The sequence below is a fragment of the Lysinibacillus sp. RS10 genome (assembly GCF_041956855.1).
Taxonomy (GTDB): domain Bacteria; phylum Bacillota; class Bacilli; order Bacillales_A; family Planococcaceae; genus Lysinibacillus; species Lysinibacillus xylanilyticus_A.
On the sequence record NZ_CP167122.1, the window covers coordinates 1,695,491 to 1,714,562 of the forward strand.

Below are 19,072 nucleotides of genomic sequence, written 5' to 3' on the forward strand. Positions count from 1 at the left end.
TTGTCATGGAAGGAAAGATTCCGTTCCGAATGCCGAAGCGATTTTCGAACATGACAGCTGAGTTAACCTTTAATAGGAAAGTGAAAAAATACAAGGTCATGAGATAGAAAGACTAATCGAAACAAAGGAGCGAAAAAAATGAGTTTTATGGATGAAGAAGTTATTGAGATGACGAAACATGCAAGGCAGAAGAAACGAATGGAGAACATCGAAAACCAATTATTACATACTGATATTGTGAAGGCGATTAAAGATGGTCAGCTCATGATTGAAGATGAAACGATTGAGTTTAAAGAGATGAGTTTTTATGAGGATCAAATCCGGATGTGCATGCCTGCAACATTTGATGTGATGGAGCCTGAATTAATGGATATTAAATATCCATCCAGTCGTAGACCCGATTATATTTATACAAGCGAAAGTACGTCCATCAATGTCACGCTGAAAATCATGGAACAACAGGTAAAAGAAGAGGAATTAGAAGACTTCACAGAGGCCATGAGGAACATCCTTCAAAAAACGCAGCCAACTACAAAAATGTTGGATACCGCCATGATTGAAGTGAACGGTCTACAAATTGGTTACTTTGACTTCATTTCGCCAGCACTAGATAACAAGATTTATAATTTAATGTTTTTGTTTATAGTAGGCGAGAATGTGACGATGGGCTCGGTTAATTGTTTGAAAAAAGAGATGGATATTTGGAAGCCCATTGCTTACGGCATGATGGAATCTATCGTTGTTGAAAACAAATTATTAGATGGGGAAGGTGTTGTCGAATGAGTAAGGAAACGGCCTTGACGTATAAAGATATCATCGTGATGCCCTATAATATTCGCGTCGATCAAATCGAAATTACGCAACAAATGAATGAGCATGCTACATTGCATTTAACGGGCGTGATTCCAGATGAACTCGAAGATTCCTATGTCTATATGACAGATGCAGAAACGGCTATTGAAGTATTGCAAATCGGCAGTGGTGGACAAACTATTCCTATTTTTAATGGGCTTGCGTTAGATGTACAAGTGAAATCGGTTTTGGGCACCTATTATTTGGAGGTTAAAGCAGTTTCGCATACGTATGTGTTAGATGTGAAGAAGAAAAACCAAACTTATCAAAATGCGAGTATGCCCTATAGTGAATTAATAGATGCATGTATTGCCGATCAAAAAGGTGCAGATTTCATGGATTATGCCACTAAAGGCGCTAGTATTGGTCGTTTCACGATGCAGTATATAGAGACAGATTGGGAGTTTCTTAAACGAATGGCATCACGATTCCATACAGGCCTGGTGCCAGATACGGTTCATCCGGCCGCCAAGTTTTACTTCGGTGTACCGTTTCAAGCTGGAGGCACGCAGAAAATGGAGGCCATCAATTATCGAGTTAAAAAGGCGATTGGCAATTTCCTTGTGTCCAGTAAAAATCATCTCGACGGTATTACTGATAGTGACTATATGTACTATGAAGTAGAATCGTTCCAACCATTTAAAATAGGCAATGAAGTGACGTTCCAATCAAAGAATTTGTATGTCTATAAAATCTACTCAACTTTAAAAGATGGCTTGTTCAAGCATATCTACACGTTAACACCTCAGAACGGCTTCAGTGTTCATACTACTTATAATCAAGCTATTATTGGTGCCTCCATTCAAGGAAAAGTAATTGATGTTGCGGGGGACAAAATTCGTATTCATGTCGATTTCGATGAGGGGCAAGAAAAAGATACAGCATATTGGTTTCCATATTCAACGATCTATGCATCAGAAGATAATACAGGATGGTACTTCATGCCGGAGCTATCTGATAACGTTAGAATCTATTTCCCGGGCAATCGTGAGGATGAAGGGATTGCGATTAGTTCCGTATCAAAAGCGCCTCCGCAATCTAGTTCAATGTTAGCAGCGACGAACCCGCCTAGTCCAAGCGGTGGTGGAAGTGCCAGTGCTAGTGGCGGAGGTGGCTCAAGACCTGCACCACCAGAGGATAGCCGCCAAGACCCAGCGCGGATGGCAGATCCAGATGTCAAAACACTTAGAACGAAGCACGGTAAACAAATTCTACTTGCACCCGATCGTATTGTCATATCTGGTGGAGGATTAATGATTTCGCTTATGGATGATAATGGGATTTCCATCATAAGTGATAAAAATATTACCTTACAAGCAACAGATAAAGTCGCCATCAATGCGAAGCAAATTATGATTAATGCGACCGAGAAAATAGAGATGATTTGTAAAGATAGTTCAATCAAGATGGAAGACAAAATGGAGATCAAAGGAACAGAAGTACGAGCAAATTAGTGAGGATGTGAACGCATGAAACGAGAAGAAGCATTACAGCATTTTATGGATGAATGCGTGTCAGTTCATATCAGCCGATTACAAGAGAAGGTTGATCGACAGTTTCGCCAAGAGAAGGAAATCTTACTAAAACCAATCATTCACTCGCTTGAACAGCTGTTTGCAAATATTAGAGATCAGCAAGAGCAAGAAAGGTTAGCGCCAGTTGCCTTTATTCATTTTTCATTGCTGCGAACATCATTACTAGATAACAAGTGTACGTATTTGCTAGAAGCCTATGGAGAAAAATGGTACTACGAATGGGGAGAATGCACGGCACAGTATGAAGCGGATTGGCTTAGTGAGGCGATTATAGATTTATACAAAACGCTTGAAAAAGAAAGAAAGCCATATCTCTCTATCCAAGCAGCTGACGTTCGAGGAATTATTCAACAGACAGTGATTCTGTTTCATCAGTATATTATTCAATTGGTACGCTATCTCTTCCGTTATCAAAAAGAAAGCGTACCTGAAATAGACTTTCAACGAGCCGCGTGTTTACGATTTCGTGTCGGTGAATATAAAGGATTTAGTGAAGATGTTGCGATCATCGACGAACGAGAACGGGTGGAGGAAAATCTTGTCTCATGGTTAGAGAAAAACGAGATGGACAAATCGTATACGTTTGAAAACTTTTCAAGTCTACCATTACAGCAAAAACACTTCAACGAAATGGACTTTTCCTATGCAAACTTCAATGGCAGTGACTTAGAAGGGGCTTCATTGAAACAAAGTGTTTGCGTCGGGACTAGTTTTGTAGATTGTAGCTTAGCGAATGTTGATTTTTCCTATGCAGCCATTCAAGATGCTGATTTTCGAAATGCTAATTTAGCAGGTGCTAATTTTACACATGCACAGGGGAAAACGCTGATGCTTCCTGATGACGAAGTTGCCTGTTACTTAGGTACTGATTTCAGTCATGCGAATTTGGAAAATGCACGGTTTGAGTTTGCACAAATTGCAGGCGCTAATTTTACAGGTGCCAATTTAAAAGGAGCTACCTTCTTTAAACGCGATCAAGAGAAATGTCTATTTAGCCCAGACCAGATCAAAGACATTCATTGGATTCATTAACTTTGAAATTAATAGAAATGATAGTTACAGGAGGAAAAGATGGAGTATTTTATTGTTCGACAAGATCAAAGCATTACAAATCCAATCATTCCTTTCAAGACAGACCTCGATGATAACTTTATCTGTTCATCTGTGTTCGGGGAAGTAATAGAAAAAGAGAATGCGGTATATCTGGATTATTTAGAGAAGCCTCGTAGAATCGTGTCAGATGATTTAAAAGGGTTATTGGTGAAATATGAGGATAACTTAGAATTTACCGCCATTGTCTTTACGGATGTGAAGAAAGGAACACAGCGTGTGCATTGGCTTATGGACATTGTGAAGAAGAACTGTATTTCCGATGAGACGATTTATTATCCAGACGGGCAAATAAAAGAGCTCGTAATTGACCCGAAGAAAGTGGAACTGGATTGTATTTTTCAAGTCGACGGCAAAAAGGAATCGTTCACCATCGTCAATCTAGATGTGGCCGAAAGTATGCTGCGACGACCATATCTCGGGATTCAGTTGCAGCGAGTAAAACTACAAGGACGATAGATCATTCTAATAAATCATTCCAAAACACTGTCGTAGTTTGAAACAGTGTTTAATCGATACGAAAGGAAGGATATTTAATGGCTCAAGTTGTAGAAAGTTTGGAAACAGAAGGTTCGGAACAAGAGCAATTTAGTTATGTCGTACATGGCGCCATCATTTCTTGTGAGCATGGTAGCCACCTCAATTATTTAAATTTGCCGCAAGATCATGGCGTTTATATTAAAGAGAAAGCCGTCATGAATGTAGGGGATCGAAACCCTGACAACATCCCAACCTTTGGTGTTTGTTTACAGTTGCAAAAGCCATGTACACCAACATGTTCCATTGATTGGATGGAAGGAATGGAAACTGTCAATATCGAGGGGAAGCAAGCGTTATTAAGCCGCTGCCATACCCAATGCTCAGCAGGTGGAGGCAAAATCGAAATTATTCACGACGGTCAAGAGGAAGTAGAAATACCGAAACAAGGTTTTTAAAAGACGAGGTTGATTGAAAGGAGGTAAGTAATGAAATCGCTAGAAGAAAAGGAAGTACACATGGTTAGTACGTATGAGGATCTTGTGCTCGAATGGCCTTATCCACTTATTCATTTAGATAAACTAACTATCAAACATAAGGCCAATGATCATGCAAGATTGTACTTTACGGGAATGATTGCTGAAAAGCAAGCGCAAAAGTATATTCAGCGGGTCAATCATACAGATGAAGTGGTTGTGAAATTCGGACGAGACAGTGCCATATTGTTCTCAGGAAGAATTGAAAATGCAGAGTTGCAGGCATCCCAAGGGGTACACTATGTCTCCGTTGAGGCTGTATCCTTTACAGCAAATATGGATATTGCGAAGCGCTCACGTTCTTTTCAAGATGCCAATATGACGTATGTGCAATTAATAAATAACATCGTGAAAGCCTATCCTAACGGGGATTACATTGACCAAGCTTCTAACGGTCAAGCCATTGGTAGTATCGCGATTCAATACTTAGAAACAGATTGGGAATTTATTAAAAGAATGGCCTCCCGTTTGCACGCCGTTGTTTTTCCAGATTTAAAAGGAAAGGGTGCTCGGTTCTGGCTTGGTACACCTCAAAGTAGAAAAAGCATAACGATCGACCATCTGCCTTCTATAGTACGAATGGATGTCGATGCGTACCGGTTGATTACTGAAAACGATGGCACGGATGTGAGTGAAGCCGATTATACATTTTGTGAGTTTGAAAGCACGGAACCCCATGAGCTGGGCACGATGGTGCAATTCAAGGGAAGCTCCTATATCGTAACGGCTAGGGAAACCCATCTTGATGGGGGTGTGCTGAAGTTTCAATATACTGCCCAACCAGAGAAAAGTATTCGTCAGCGATTAGTACGTAATTTAGACCTTATTGGTGCAGCGTTTACAGGAAAGATCATTGATGTCACGCAAAACACCGTTAAAATTCATTTAGATATCGATAAAAGCCAGGATCAAGCAAAAGCACATTGGTTTGCTTATTCAGCAGATGCCAATGGTGTTATGTATTTAATGCCTCAAATAGGTGCACGTGCCCAATTGCATTTTCCAAGTGCAGTTGAAGAAGAAGCCATCGTTATCAGCTCGGTGCGTGTGAATCCAGCCACACCAGAGGGCGGGCAAAAGCAGACGAAGAAAATGGCGGATACTACCGTTAAATCATTGGCGACTAATGTTGGGAAAGATGTAACATTAGGTGTTGGAGATATTACCTTTAGTGCAGTAGATGGAGTATTGGACTTAAAGATGGATGATGGAGATGGCGTCACATTTCAAAGTAACAGTACCATCATGCTAGCGGCTGATGAAACACTCGAAATTAGTGGAATGAAAGAGCTAGCCGTAGAGGCGGAAGAATGGATTGCGATATCAGCGAAGGAACAAAGTCATGTGATTATGGCCGCTGACACACAATTAATTAGTACGCTCATAGAACAAGAAGGTATAGAGAAGAAGAGCCAACCACCGAAATTAAATGAAGAAGCAATCGAAGCTACGACGAAAGTTGACTTAATCTTCCCGCAAAAGGCAGAAGAGAAAAAAGAGAAGAAAGGCTTCTTTAGTAAATTAGTAGATGGCGTAAGTGCAGCATTGGATGTTGCTGGATTTATTCCTGTCATCGGTACATTTGCGGATATTGCGAATGCAGGAATTAGCTTGGCAAGAGGGAATTACATGGATGCAGCCATGAACTTAGTAGGTGCGATCCCAGTAGTTGGTGATGCCGCTAAGGGAGCCTACAAGGTCAAAAAAGGGGCAAAACTCTTAGATAAAGCTGCTGATGTCGCAAAAGGTGCTGATAAGGGAATAGATGCTTCAAAAGCTGTAGCAAAAGGGATGAAGGCAGCTTATCCGAAAGTATCTAAAACGTTAGATGCAGTAAAGGGACTAGCGGAACTAGCTAACAAAGGATCTAAGGCCGTGAAGACGGCAGCAGATAAAGTTGTTTCATCGATGGATGAATTGCTCGGTGTGTCGAAGGTAATAGAGGGTATGAAGGATATAGCTACAAAAGGGCTAACGAAATTTAATCATAAAGTATTGATGGACAGTAAATTTAAATGTACACAAGGGTTAAGCGAAAAATTCTGTAAATGGGGTTTTGAACCCGTTGATTTAATTACAGGGCGAATGGTTTATGAAGGCATCGACTTTGAACTACCTGGACCTATCCCCCTTTCATGGGAACGCGCTTGGTACAGTGATAGCAGTCGGATTGGCTTGTCAGGTCATGGTATGCATTTTACATATGATCTAGCTTTAGAGATTTTTGAAGACGAAGACCTGATTGGAATTGTTGTGACAGATGGTCGCGCAGTCAGCTTTCCAATTTTACCTATAAACTTGCCTTATTTTAACAAACGAGAAAGAATGACCTTAACAAATACAGGCCAGGAGTATCATTTGTTTGAGCATGATACACGATTGATTTATGTATTTGAACAAACAATCGAAACAAAATACCGATTAAAAGAAGTAAGGAATGAGCAAGACCATCTTATTCAATTTGCCTATAACCTTAAAGGGTTCCTATCTCAAGTAACCGACAGTGTTGGTAGAGTGCTAGAGGTTACTACTAATGAGGCAGGCAGAATGACAGAAGTCGCCCTACGTCACCAGATGAGTCGTGAAGTCTTAGTTCGCTATGTTTACAATAATGGGCAGGATTTAATCGAAATCCAAGATGCATTAGGGCAAAGTACGCATATTAATTATGTTAATCACTTAATGATGCAAAAAATTGACCGTAATAAAAATAGCTTCTTCTGGCGCTATGATGGGCCAACTACAGGTGCTCGAGTCATCAAAACATGGGGAGATGGCAATGTCCTTGCGGGGGAGCTTGCATATCATGATGGCTATAACGAAATTACGAATAGCTTAGGTCATAAGAGTTATTATTATTTTAACGAAGATAACCTGTGTACGAAAATAGTTCACCCAGATGGTAGTGAAATCAGCTATGAATATAATGAGGACTTTGAATTACTCCAAACAGTAGATGAAGATGATCGTGTAACGGTATCTAGCTATGATGAATGGGCAAATCCAGTGACGATTACTCTTGCAGATGGTAGTACCTTATCTTCACAGTACGATGAGAAGGATAGGCTGATTCAGGCAGTAAACGCAGAGGGTGGAAGTCGTCAGTGGATCTATAATGAAGACAGTACATTACAGGTAAATATTTTAGAAGATGGCACAAAGACTGAATTTTCCTATAATGAGCATCGTTTAATTAAAACGGTAACGAATGCGCAAGGCCATGTGGTAAGCTTAGCCTATGATACTGATCTGAACCTGAGTCAAGTGACATTACCAGACGGCACAAGTTCAACATGGGCGTATGACCGTCGAGGAAATTGTACAACAGCGACAAATCCACTAGGGGCCACAGAAAAGTTCCGTTATGATAACTTGAATCGCCTTGTACGAGCAAATCTTTCTGATGATAACGACGTTCAATTAAAGTACAATGCCTATGATGAGGTCGTTTTTGCGAAAGATAACCATACGCAAGTAACCTTTGATTACACCATTCTTGGCAGCTTGGTGTCTCGAGAACAAGGTGGAAAGAAAGTCAAATTCACCTATGACACCGAAGAGCAGCTAAACGCGGTGATCAACGAAAGAGGCGAAGCGTATCAGTTTGAACGCGATACGAAAGGGAATATCATCAAGGAAATCGGTTTTGATGAGATGGAAAGAACGTATGAGCGAAGTCTGGCAGGATTGGTTAAGAGAATTCAACGTCCAGGCGATCGTTGGACAGCGTACCAGCATGACGGTCTAGGGAAAATCATTCGGGCTGATTATTATGATGACACTTGGGAAACGTTTGGCTATGACAAAAATGGTTCATTAATTGAGACTGAGAATGAGCATGTGGCCGTAAAGTTGGAACGAGACCCATCTGGACAAGTAATCAAGGAGTGGCAGAATGATCATTGGATTACGAGTAGCTATGACGAATTAGGAAACCGTTCACAGATTACAAGTAGCTTAGGGGCAAAAATTGATGTCGCTCGTAATGAAATGGGAAATGTGTCGCAAATCACAGCTTCTCGCTCAGAGCAAGAACAATGGACAGCTGCGATGCAGTACAATGAACTTGGTCAAGAGATTGAGAGAATCTTACCAGGGGGTGTCATCAGCAAATGGCAGTATGATGTAACAGGGAGACCAACAAACCACTGGATAAGTAGTCAAAACCGCGATACACGAAGACGCGTGTATAATTGGGACGTCAATCATCGCTTACGGAGCATGGTAAACGAGTTAACGGGTATACGAGTAACCTATGGTTATGATGAATTTAGTAACCTCGTGTGGGCCAATCAAGATAGTCGTCAATTTGACTTCTTACACCGCAGTGTCGATGATGTTGGGAATTTGTATGAAACAAAAGAAAAGACAGATCGTGTCTATGGTGCAGGAAGTAGATTACTTGAAACGAGTGAGGCAACATTCTCTTATGATGATGAAGGAAATCTGATTCAAAAAGTCGAAAAGAATGGTGGTACGTGGAAGTACGAATATAATGGCAATGGAATGATGGCGAAGGTTATCAGACCAGACAATACTGAAGTTACTTTCAAGTATGACTCGCTAGGTAGACGAATAGAGAAGAGTTCTGACGAAAAAACAATACAATTCGTATGGGATGGGAATACTATCCTACATGAGTATTTCTCAAAGGAAAATTCAGATAAATTCGAAAATCTAGTTGAGAGTTCTTCAAAGAATAAATCGGAAGTACCAGATAATCTAGTTACATGGGTGTTTAATGATGGATTCGTACCTTCAGCTAAAATCACGAATGAAGGTAACTACAGTATTATTAGTGACTATCTAGGAACGCCTGTTGAAGCCTATGATGAACAAGGTAAAAAGGTTTGGTCAGCTGAGCTTGATATTTATGGACGAGTGAAGGAATTCACTAGTGAACAGGATTTCATTCCGTTTAGGTATAAGGGGCAGTATGAGGACATGGAGATTGGATTATATTACAACAGATTCCGATACTACTCTCCAAGTGAAGGGATATATATACAACAAGATCCAATTGGGCTTGCTGGTGGGAATCCTACGTTGTATGGATATGTTTATGATCCTCTGACAGAGTTTGATTTAGTTGGATTTAAGCCAACTAAATATGGGGATAGATTGTACTTAAAGGAGTTATTAGATACCTTTGCAAAAAAAGGTGGCGTTTATTTCTTCCCAGAAGGTAATAAAATGTATGTTGGGAAGGCAAAAAATCTTTATAAGAGGTTGTATCAACATCTAAACAAAGGAAAACTAGATCCAGCTGTTTTAGATAAAGTTGGCTTTATCCATGATCCGAATGCCTTAACAGATAAAGATTTATTTAAATTAGAAGATGATATAATAGAGATGTTCGATGATCCTGAATTTAATCCGAATAAAATGGAACTTTCAAATGCTATCAACAGTCCAGGTAAAAAAATAAAATGTACTAAAAAATAGTAATAGAAAAAATAAGAGATCTCAGGAGTGATATAGTGGGAAATCCGGTAAATGTGGAAACAAACTTTGGTAAATATCAAGTATACGTTCAAAGATCGCCTTTAATGGAGCCAAATATAAAGGATAAAATTGAAAATAAAGAATTAGATGGACTTGCTATTCGGGTTAATGATAGGTCCTTATCAGATGTTGGATTTTTAAAGCAACTGCCTAATTTAGAGTATTTAGATTTAGGAAAGAATAACATTAGTGATTTAAGCTCTATTGAAGCTTTAAATGAATTAAAGTATCTAAGCTTTAAGGGAAGTATTGAAGAAAAACTAGATTTATCTACGTTATCAAAACTCCAAGATTTACTTGTTTTATATGATAAAAAGATTCAAAATCTTTTTACTTGTACAAATTTAAAGCGATTAGTTATTCATCACTATAAAAATAAAAACAATAATGCTGAAGAATTTAATGCTTTAAAAAGGCTGGAAATCTTAGAAATATGGTCATCACCTATTCGAAATATCGATGGCTTAAAAGGGTTAAACTCTTTACAAAGAGTTGAATTACGGTATCTACAAAAATTAGAATCAATTAAAGGAATTGAGAATAACTCTTCTATTGAAGAGTTATGGATTCAAAATTGTAAAAAGGTTAATGATTGGGAGGTTATTGGAACGTTACCAAATTTGAAAGTATTAACTATAGAAGCATGTGGAAATATACTATCATTAAATTTTTTAGATAAGCTAGAATCACTAGAATCTATTAGATTAGTTTCAAACACATTTATAGAAGATGGAAAATTGTCATGGTTGATTGATAAGGAAAGTATGAAATATTTTAATACACCAATAGAAAATCACTATGATATTAGCCTTGAAACTCTTTCCAAGTTTAATGATTTTGGGATAAGAGACAATTGACAATTGTTAACTTGTATAGGGATAAAATATAAAAGAAACAGGTCGTATCTAATTAGTTTTTATTTCAACAGATGCTAATACACTATAGCATTTCACCTGAACCGCTTTCTGCAGGGAGTTCTGATGAGGCTTGTGGACTCCAGAATCCGCCACATGTCACTTCTTGAATAAATTCTTACACTGTTGTGTAAATCATCATTCTCTATGAATAAAAGAAAAGAAATGTTACATGTTTTAAACACCACAATATGATTCGTACAAATTAAAACCTTGGTGAATATTGTAAAGATATTTAAACTTACATCAAAAGAGTGGCATAAATCCTGATCGGGTTTTATTGCAACTCTTTTTTAAAAATGAATTTTAGGAAACGATAGATGTATAAATCTAGCACTTGAACAAATAAGTAAGAGCAAAGAATAGTTAAAGAATACCGGTCACAGAAAAGTTCCATTATGATAACTTAAATCGACTTGTACGGGCAAATCTATCAGATGGAAGCGATGTTCAATTAAAGTACGATGCCTATGATGATGTTGTTTTTGCGAAAGATAACCATACGCAGATAGCTTTTGATTACACCATTCTCGGCAGCTTAATGTCTCGAGAACAAGGTGGAAAGAAAGTCAATTTCACCTATGATACAGAAGAGCAGCTAAACGCTGTCATCAATGAAAAAGGCGAAGCGTATCAATTTGAACGGGATACGAAAGGGAACATCATTAAGGAAGTCGGCTTTGATGATATAACTAGAACGTATGAACGAAGTCTGGCAGGATTGGTTCAGAGGATTCAACGTCCAGGCGATCGTTGGACAGCGTATCAACATGACGGTCTAGGGAATATCATTCGAGCTGATTATTATGATGATACCTGGGAAACGTTTGGCTATGACAAAAATGGTTCGTTAATTGAGACTGAAAATGAGCATGTGAAAGTAAAACTGGAGCGAGACCCATCTGGACGAGTGATCAAGGAGTGGCAGAATGACCATTGGATTGCGAGTAGTTATGATGAATTAGGCAGCCGTTCACAGATTACGAGTAACTTAGGTGCAAAAATCGATGTTGTTCGTAATGAAATGGGCAATGTGTCGCAAATCACGGCTTCTCGTTTAGAGCAAAAAAATTGGACCGCATCAATGCAGTACAATGAACTTGGTCAAGAGATTGAGAGAATCTTACCAGGAGATGTCATCAGCAAATGGCAGTATGATGTCGCAGGTAGACCGACACACCATCGAATAAGTAGTCAAAACCGAGATACACGAAGACGCAAGTATAATTGGGATGTCAATCATCGATTACGAAGCATGGTAAACGAATTAACAGGTGTTAAGGTTTCCTATGGATACGATGAATTCAGTAACCTCGTCTGGTCCAATCAAGGCGGTCAATTTGACTTCTTACACCGCAGTGTCGATGATGTTGGGAATTTGTATGAAACGAAAGAAAAGACAGATCGTGTCTATGGTGCCGGAAGCAGATTGCTTGAAACTAGAGAGGCAACATTCTCTTATGATGAAGAAGGAAATCTGGTTCAAAAAGTCGAAAAGAATGGTGATACGTGGAAGTACGAATATAACGGCAATGGCATGATGTCGAAGGTCGTCAAACCAGACAACACAGAAGTTACTTTCAAGTATGACTCGCTAGGTAGACGAATAGAGAAGTGTTCTGACGAGAAAACAATAAGTTTCGTTTGGGATGGGAATACTATCCTACATGAGTATTTCTCGGAGAATAATTCAGATATATTTGAAAATCTAGAGGGATATTCTTCGGATAACAAGTCTGAAATATCAGATAATCTAGTCACATGGGTATTTAACGATGGGTTCGTACCTTCAGCTAAAATTACGAATGAAGGTATTTACAGCATTATTAGTGATTATCTAGGAACGCCTGTTGAAGCCTATGGTGAACAAGGTAATAGGGTTTGGTCAGCTGAGCTTGATATCTACGGTAGAGTGAATGAATTTACAGGTGAGAAAGACTTTATTCCATTCCGTTATCAAGGACAGTATGAAGATGTAGAAATAGGATTGTATTATAACCGATTCCGATATTACTCTCCAAGTGAGGGGATGTATACACAGCCAGACCCGATTGGTTTATCTGGTGGCATTAAACTTTATAACTATGTATATGATCCAAATATTTGGATTGATCCATTTGGATTAGCTAAACAGCGTGGTCCTAAAACAGGTGGAAAAGGTCCTCATAATGAAATGATATATTCATGGGATGATGAAATTGTGGCGGCAAATGGTACCGTAACATCTGGTGGAAGGGGAAAAGAAAGGTTAATTAAAACACCGAATGGGAAAAAAACTGGTCGACGCCCTGATATTGAATGGATTGACGCAGATGGGAATCAAAACTGGGGGAATGTTGGAAAAACAAAAAAAGATGGAAGTCCAATTAAAAGGGAACAAGAAGCTTTAGATGACTTGAATAAGGTTAGACAATCACATGGTGTTAATAGTGATGTGGAGTTTAGGTCATACAATCATCCAGAACATAATTTGAAAAATGTAGGATGTCACTAGTGAGGGTGGTTATTTATGGAAATTGATATGATTGCTGATAGAGACTTTATTGTTAATTTTTTTAATGATTTTATAAAGGAAAATAATTTAATTTACTTTGATGTTATGAATTACAAAAAAAGGGGACTTACATTCGGGAGTAAAATATGCCAAAACGATTATTTAAATAAAGTAATGGGTATATACATTGGAAAGGAACAAAATTTTAGAGAAAAATTCGAGGTGTTAAATGTCCGTAAATATGTCCGTGAAGATTTAGATGATTTTATTTATGTTTTAAACATGTGGGATTTATCGGGTTATAGAAAGATATATAAAACTGTTATGATATGCTCTCCCACAAGAAGTGAATCAGTTAAATCAATGGTGAAGTTGTTGAAAAATCAACTTAAAACCGAATGTAACTCTGGAATGGAAGTGGTTGATTCGAAATATAGTGACTATAATAAAATGTTAAAAAAGTACTACTGGCCAGATGAAGTTTTATCGTATCAAGATAGACTTTATGATCCCCAAGCGATTCAGATAGTCCCTATATGTAATGAAAAAGATAAAGGGTTTTAAAGTAAATAGGAAAGATAATACACCATTCCGAAAGAATGTATAAAATTTTATATTTCAATCCATTTAGTCAGAAGAGATAATGTACTAAAATCGCCCTTTTGTTAAACGCTTGATGAAATACAAATATTATAAAACATATGTAATGAAGACTTTATAAGCTCTTAATTCCACATGTTTTTGGGTTAAGTATGATGAAAGTTATTTATTAAAAAAGAATAGCGAAGATGTCGTAGTTTTTTTACATCAGGGGAACTAATCCATTGATTTCTGTAAATAAAGTATATAATTTGGATGATTTTAATCTATATGCAACTTATGATGATAGGAGGAGAAAAATTTTAAGCTTTTTAAAACAGAATGTATCGGACTATACTTTAATCCTGATTATAATGAGTTATTAGGGATTTATTTATCTAACATTGATGGAGTAAGTTCTTTATTTATTCTTTTTTACAAGACGAAATTCGTATAGTAAATTACTGCAAAATATCAGATATTGAAAGTGTGTTTGAAAGATAAGTTCTAGTTGATAATCTAATAGTTTACGAAAAATTAAATCCTAACAGTGTATGGATGTTATTAAAGGGTAATCAAGAAAATAAAAAGTAGAAAATTCTAGTTTGAGATAGTTAAGTAAGGTAAGAAATAAAAAAATTGGACCGTCTATGTAAATCTTTTACCTACATTAAAAGAGTAGCAAAATCCTTAGTAACTTGGATTATATTGCTACTCTTTGTTATTTAAATCATTATGTTATTTGCTTTTTTCCTTGTACCGAAACAATAAAGGTAGACCATTTCACCAGGGTAGGCGCTATGATGGCCCAACTACAGATGCACGAGTAATCAAAACATGGGGAGATGGCAATGTCCTTGCAGGTGAGCTTTCGTATCACGAGGGCTATAACGAAATTACGAATAGTTTAGGTCATAAGAGTTATTACTATTTCAACGAAGATAACCTGTGTACGAAAATTGTTCATCCAGATGGTAGTGAAGTCAGCTATGAATATAATGGGGACTTTGAATTACTCCAAGAGGTAGATGAAGATGGTCGTGTCACGGCATATAGCTATGATGAATGGGCAAATCCAGTGACGATTACTCTTGCAGATGGCAGTACCTTATCTTCACAGTATGATGAGAAGGATAGATTAATTCAGGTAGTTAACGCAGAGGGCGGAAGTCGTCAGTGGATTTATAACGAAAATGGGACATTACAGGCTAATATTTTAGAAGATAGCAAGAAGACTGAATTTTCCTATAATGAACAATATTTAATTAAAGCGGTGACAAATGCACAAGGCCATATGGTAAGCTTAGTTTATGATGCAGATCTGAACCTGAGTCAAGTGACATTACCAGACGGCACAAGTTCGACATGGGCGTATGACCGTCGTGGTAACTGCACAACAACGACAAATCCACTAGGGGCCACAGAGAAATTCCGTTATGATAGCTTGAATCGCCTTATACGGGCAAATCTTTCAGATGATAACGATGTTCAATTAAAGTACAATGCCTATGATGATGTTGTTTTTGCGAAAGATAACCATACGCAGATAGCCTTTGATTACACCATTCAGATAAAGACTTATTTAAACTAGAAGATGATTTAATAGTGAAATACAAAACAAAGAAATTTAATCCTGATAAAATAGAACTATCGAATAAAATTAACAGCCCTGGAAAAAACATTAAGATAAGTACTAAATGTAAACCTTAAGGGGGAAATCAAATGTATGATATAGTTACTTCAAAGACTGATTTTAAAAATTATAATGTGTTTATCCAAGAATCGAAATCCATAGATAAAGATGTAATAAATTTTTTGAAGGATAATAACGTGAATGGAATATCTTTAGAGATGGAAGAGAAGATTTTACCGAATGTAGATTTTTTAAGTGAAATAACTCAGTTAGAATTCTTAGATTTAGGTAGAAAAAGTTATGGGAATTTGAAAGCCGTCGAAAAGTTAGTGAACTTAGAATATCTCAGTTTAGAAGGAAGCTGTGAAGAAAGCTTAGACTTATCAAAACTAATAAAATTACAAGATTTCTTTGTTTTGTACAACAAAAAAATTGAAAACATTTTTGACTGTGTGAATTTAAAACGTTTAATAATTCATCATTATAAAAAGAAGAATGTTGACGAGTTTGTAAAATTAGAAAAATTAAAAATATTAGGGATTTGGTCGTCACCTATTCAAAATATAGATGGATTAAAGGATTTAAAAGAAATAGAGCAACTGAAATTACGATATCTGTCAAAATTAGAGTCAATTGATGGAATTAAAAACAACTCTTCGGTTAAAGAGTTATGGATTCAAAATTGTAAAAAGGTTAATGATTGGGAGGTTCTCGGAACATTATCAAATTTGAGAGTCTTAACTATAGAAGCATGCGGGAATATACCATCTTTGAAATTTTTAGATAAGTTAGAATTTCTTGAATCTATAAGATTAGTTTCAAATACATTTATAGAAGACGGAAAATTGTCATGGTTGATTGATAAAGAAAGTATGAAATATTTTAATACGCCAATAGAAAATCACTATGATATTAGCCTTGAAACCCTCAGTAAATTTAATACTTTTGGGGTAAGAAACAATTTACAATTTTTAACTTGTGTAGAGAAAAAGTATAAAAGAAACAGAAGTATCTAAATAGTTTGGTTTTTCGATGATACTAATACGCTATTGCCTTTTATTCTGGGTTGTAATTTAAGTTCTTACACTGTTGTGTAAATCATCATTCTCTATGAATAAAAGAAAAGAAATGTTACATGTTTTAAACACCACAATATGATTCGTACAAATTAAAACCTTGGTGAATATTGTAAAGATATTTATACTTACATCAAAAGAGTGGCATAAATCCTGATCGGGTTTTATTGCAACTCTTTTTTTAAAATGAATTTTAGGAAACGATAGATGTATAAATCTAGCACTTGAACAAATAAGTAAGAGCAAAGAATAGTTAAAGAATACCGGCCACAGAGAAGTTCCGTTATGATAACTTGAATCGGCTAATACGGGCAAATCTTTCGGATGGTAACGATGTTCAATTAAAGTACAATGCCTATGATGATGTCATTTTCGCGAAAGATAACCATACACAAGTATCCTTTGATTACACAATTCTCGGTAGCTTGAAGGCTCGAGAACAAGGTGGGAAGAAAATTAAATTCGCCTATGATACAGAGGAGCAGTTAAACGCTGTCATTAATGAAAAAGGCGAAGCATATCAGTTTGAACGTGATACGAAAGGGGATATCATCAAGGAAATCGGCTTTGATAAGCTTACAAGAACGTATGAACGAAGTCTGGCAGGATTGGTTCAGAGAATTCAACGAGCAGGCGAACGTTGGACAGCATATCAACATGACAATTTAGGGAATGTCATTCGAGCTGATTATTATGATGATACCTGGGAAACATATTGCTATGACAAAAATGGTTCCTTAATTGAGACTGAAAATGAGCATGTGAAAGTAAAACTGGAGAGAGACCCATCTGGACAAGTGATCAAGGAGTGGCAGAATGACCATTGGATTGTGAGTAGTTATGATGAATTAGGCAGCCGTTCACAAATTACGAGTAGCTTAGGTGCAAAAATCGATGTTGTCCGTAATGAAATGGGCAATGTGTCACAAATCACAGCTTCTCGCTCAGAGCAAGAAAATTGGACAGCATCCATGCAGTACAATGAACTCGGCCAAGAGATTGAGAGAATCTTACCAGGAGATGTAATCAGTAAATGGCAGTATGATGTGACAGGTAGACCGACACACCATCGAATAAATAGTCAAAACCGTGATATACGAAGACGCGTATATAATTGGGATGTCAATCATCGCTTACGAAGCATGGTGAACGAGTTAACAGGTGTAAAAGTTACTTATGGTTATGATGAATTTAGTAACCTCGTGTGGGCAAATCAAGACAGTCGTCAATTTGATTTCTTATATCGCAGTGTCGATGATGTCGGAAATTTATATGAAACAAAAGAAAAGACTGATCGTATCTATGGCGCCGGAAGTAGATTGCTTGAAACGAGAGAAGCTACATTCTCTTATGATGATGAAGGGAATCTCATTCAGAAGGTTGAAAAGAATGGTGATACGTGGAAGTACGAATATAACGGTAATGGGATGATGTCAAAAGTCATCAGACCAGACAACACAGAAGTTACTTTCAAGTATGATTCGCTAGGTAGACGGATCGAGAAGAGTTCAGACGACAAAACTATGAGATTCGTATGGGATGGAAATACTATATTACATGAGTTTTTATCAGAGAATGATTCAGCTGAACTAGAAAATGATAATCTAATCACATGGATATTTAACGATGGGTTCGTACCTTCAGCTAAAATCACGAGTGAAGGTAATTATAGTATTATTAGTGACTATCTAGGAACGCCTGTTGAAGCCTATGATGGAGAGGGTAATAGGGTTTGGTCAGCAGAGCTTGATATTTATGGACGAGTGAAAGAATTCACAGGGACGAAAGACTTTATTCCATTCCGTTATCAAGGGCAGTATGAAGATGTAGAAATAGGATTTTATTATAATCGATTCCGATACTATGATCCTGAACAAGGGAACTATACTCAACCGGATCCGATTGGTCTTGAAGGTAAGAATCCAACTTTGTATGGATATGTCCAAGATACGAATAAGAATATAGATAAATTTGGTTTATATTCAGATTTATTAGAAACAGGTATGGGACATCATTTGATGCCGAGATCAATAGCTAAGGCTTTAGGTATTACAGAATTAAGCCAAATAACTTCGATTGCATGGTATCCAGATAAAGGAGCTGGAACAGCAGATCTTCACAAAAAATTGCATAGAGAACTTATAGAAGAAGGAATACCTTATCACGGTTCAAAATTTACTGGAACAGTAGATGAATTTTTTGAAAAAGCTGCTAAAGCATACCAAGATATTGACGTTAAAGGTTATTTGAAAATCCCTTACACTGATAATAGGTTATTCGAAAATTTAACCCCTGCAGAAGCATTAGATAAAATAAAAGAATTACATTCAAATGGGAAAATTCCTTGTAAATAGAAGAATA

At 37.1% G+C, this 19,072-nt stretch carries 12 protein-coding genes; all 12 read left to right on the plus strand.

What is annotated here, in order from left to right:
• Positions 1-138 precede the first annotated feature (138 nt).
• Entirely contained in the window at positions 139-783 is a 645-nt protein-coding gene (locus ACB089_RS08655; RefSeq protein WP_374966060.1) for a hypothetical protein, read from the plus strand.
• Entirely contained in the window at positions 780-2,306 is a 1,527-nt protein-coding gene (locus ACB089_RS08660) for a phage baseplate assembly protein V (RefSeq protein ID WP_374966061.1), read from the plus strand. Before ACB089_RS08655 ends, ACB089_RS08660 begins: the two co-directional genes overlap by 4 nt.
• A gap of 15 nt (positions 2,307-2,321) precedes the next feature.
• Positions 2,322-3,419, plus strand: a complete 1,098-nt coding sequence (locus ACB089_RS08665; RefSeq protein WP_374966062.1) for a pentapeptide repeat-containing protein — start codon at positions 2,322-2,324, stop codon at positions 3,417-3,419.
• Between the two features lie 39 nt (positions 3,420-3,458).
• Positions 3,459-3,956 (plus strand): hypothetical protein, encoded by a 498-nt coding sequence (locus ACB089_RS08670; protein WP_374966063.1) that lies wholly within the window; start codon positions 3,459-3,461, stop codon positions 3,954-3,956.
• A 77-nt stretch (positions 3,957-4,033) separates the two neighbouring features.
• Positions 4,034-4,432 carry a DUF4280 domain-containing protein gene (locus ACB089_RS08675; protein ID WP_134020098.1) on the plus strand — a complete coding sequence of 133 codons (399 nt, stop codon included), beginning with the start codon at positions 4,034-4,036 and terminating at the stop codon, positions 4,430-4,432.
• Positions 4,433-4,462: 30 nt separating this feature from the next.
• Positions 4,463-9,955 carry a DUF6531 domain-containing protein gene (locus tag ACB089_RS08680; RefSeq protein ID WP_374966064.1) on the plus strand — a complete coding sequence of 1,831 codons (5,493 nt, stop codon included), beginning with the start codon at positions 4,463-4,465 and terminating at the stop codon, positions 9,953-9,955.
• A gap of 35 nt (positions 9,956-9,990) precedes the next feature.
• Positions 9,991-10,872 carry a hypothetical protein gene (locus ACB089_RS08685; RefSeq protein ID WP_374966065.1) on the plus strand — a complete coding sequence of 294 codons (882 nt, stop codon included), beginning with the start codon at positions 9,991-9,993 and terminating at the stop codon, positions 10,870-10,872.
• A gap of 598 nt (positions 10,873-11,470) precedes the next feature.
• The gene (locus ACB089_RS08690) at positions 11,471-13,423 is read left to right on the plus strand and encodes an RHS repeat domain-containing protein (RefSeq protein WP_374966066.1); all 1,953 of its coding nucleotides are present in this window, start codon (positions 11,471-11,473) and stop codon (positions 13,421-13,423) included.
• 15 nt (positions 13,424-13,438) lie between these two features.
• The gene (locus ACB089_RS08695; protein ID WP_374966067.1) at positions 13,439-13,987 is read left to right on the plus strand and encodes a hypothetical protein; all 549 of its coding nucleotides are present in this window, start codon (positions 13,439-13,441) and stop codon (positions 13,985-13,987) included.
• Between the two features lie 769 nt (positions 13,988-14,756).
• Positions 14,757-15,593 (plus strand): hypothetical protein, encoded by an 837-nt coding sequence (locus ACB089_RS08700; RefSeq protein ID WP_374966068.1) that lies wholly within the window; start codon positions 14,757-14,759, stop codon positions 15,591-15,593.
• 131 nt (positions 15,594-15,724) lie between these two features.
• Complete coding sequence (locus ACB089_RS08705; protein ID WP_374966069.1) at positions 15,725-16,651, plus strand: hypothetical protein; 927 nt, start codon at positions 15,725-15,727, stop codon at positions 16,649-16,651.
• Between the two features lie 353 nt (positions 16,652-17,004).
• Complete coding sequence (locus tag ACB089_RS08710; RefSeq protein WP_374966070.1) at positions 17,005-19,065, plus strand: RHS repeat domain-containing protein; 2,061 nt, start codon at positions 17,005-17,007, stop codon at positions 19,063-19,065.
• Positions 19,066-19,072 lie beyond the last annotated feature (7 nt).

Excerpts from the sequence above, each read along its gene's own strand:
- ACB089_RS08670 (WP_374966063.1), top strand. The coding sequence starts at position 3,459 with ATGGAGTATTTTATTGTTCGACAAGATCAAAGCATTACAAATCCAATC.
- ACB089_RS08680 (WP_374966064.1), top strand. The coding sequence starts at position 4,463 with ATGAAATCGCTAGAAGAAAAGGAAGTACACATGGTTAGTACGTATGAG.
- ACB089_RS08690 (WP_374966066.1), top strand. The coding sequence starts at position 11,471 with ATGTCTCGAGAACAAGGTGGAAAGAAAGTCAATTTCACCTATGATACA.
- ACB089_RS08705 (WP_374966069.1), top strand. The coding sequence starts at position 15,725 with ATGTATGATATAGTTACTTCAAAGACTGATTTTAAAAATTATAATGTG.
- ACB089_RS08660 (WP_374966061.1), top strand. The coding sequence starts at position 780 with ATGAGTAAGGAAACGGCCTTGACGTATAAAGATATCATCGTGATGCCC.
- ACB089_RS08655 (WP_374966060.1), top strand. The coding sequence starts at position 139 with ATGAGTTTTATGGATGAAGAAGTTATTGAGATGACGAAACATGCAAGG.
- ACB089_RS08695 (WP_374966067.1), top strand. The coding sequence starts at position 13,439 with ATGGAAATTGATATGATTGCTGATAGAGACTTTATTGTTAATTTTTTT.
- ACB089_RS08665 (WP_374966062.1), top strand. The coding sequence starts at position 2,322 with ATGAAACGAGAAGAAGCATTACAGCATTTTATGGATGAATGCGTGTCA.
- ACB089_RS08675 (WP_134020098.1), top strand. The coding sequence starts at position 4,034 with ATGGCTCAAGTTGTAGAAAGTTTGGAAACAGAAGGTTCGGAACAAGAG.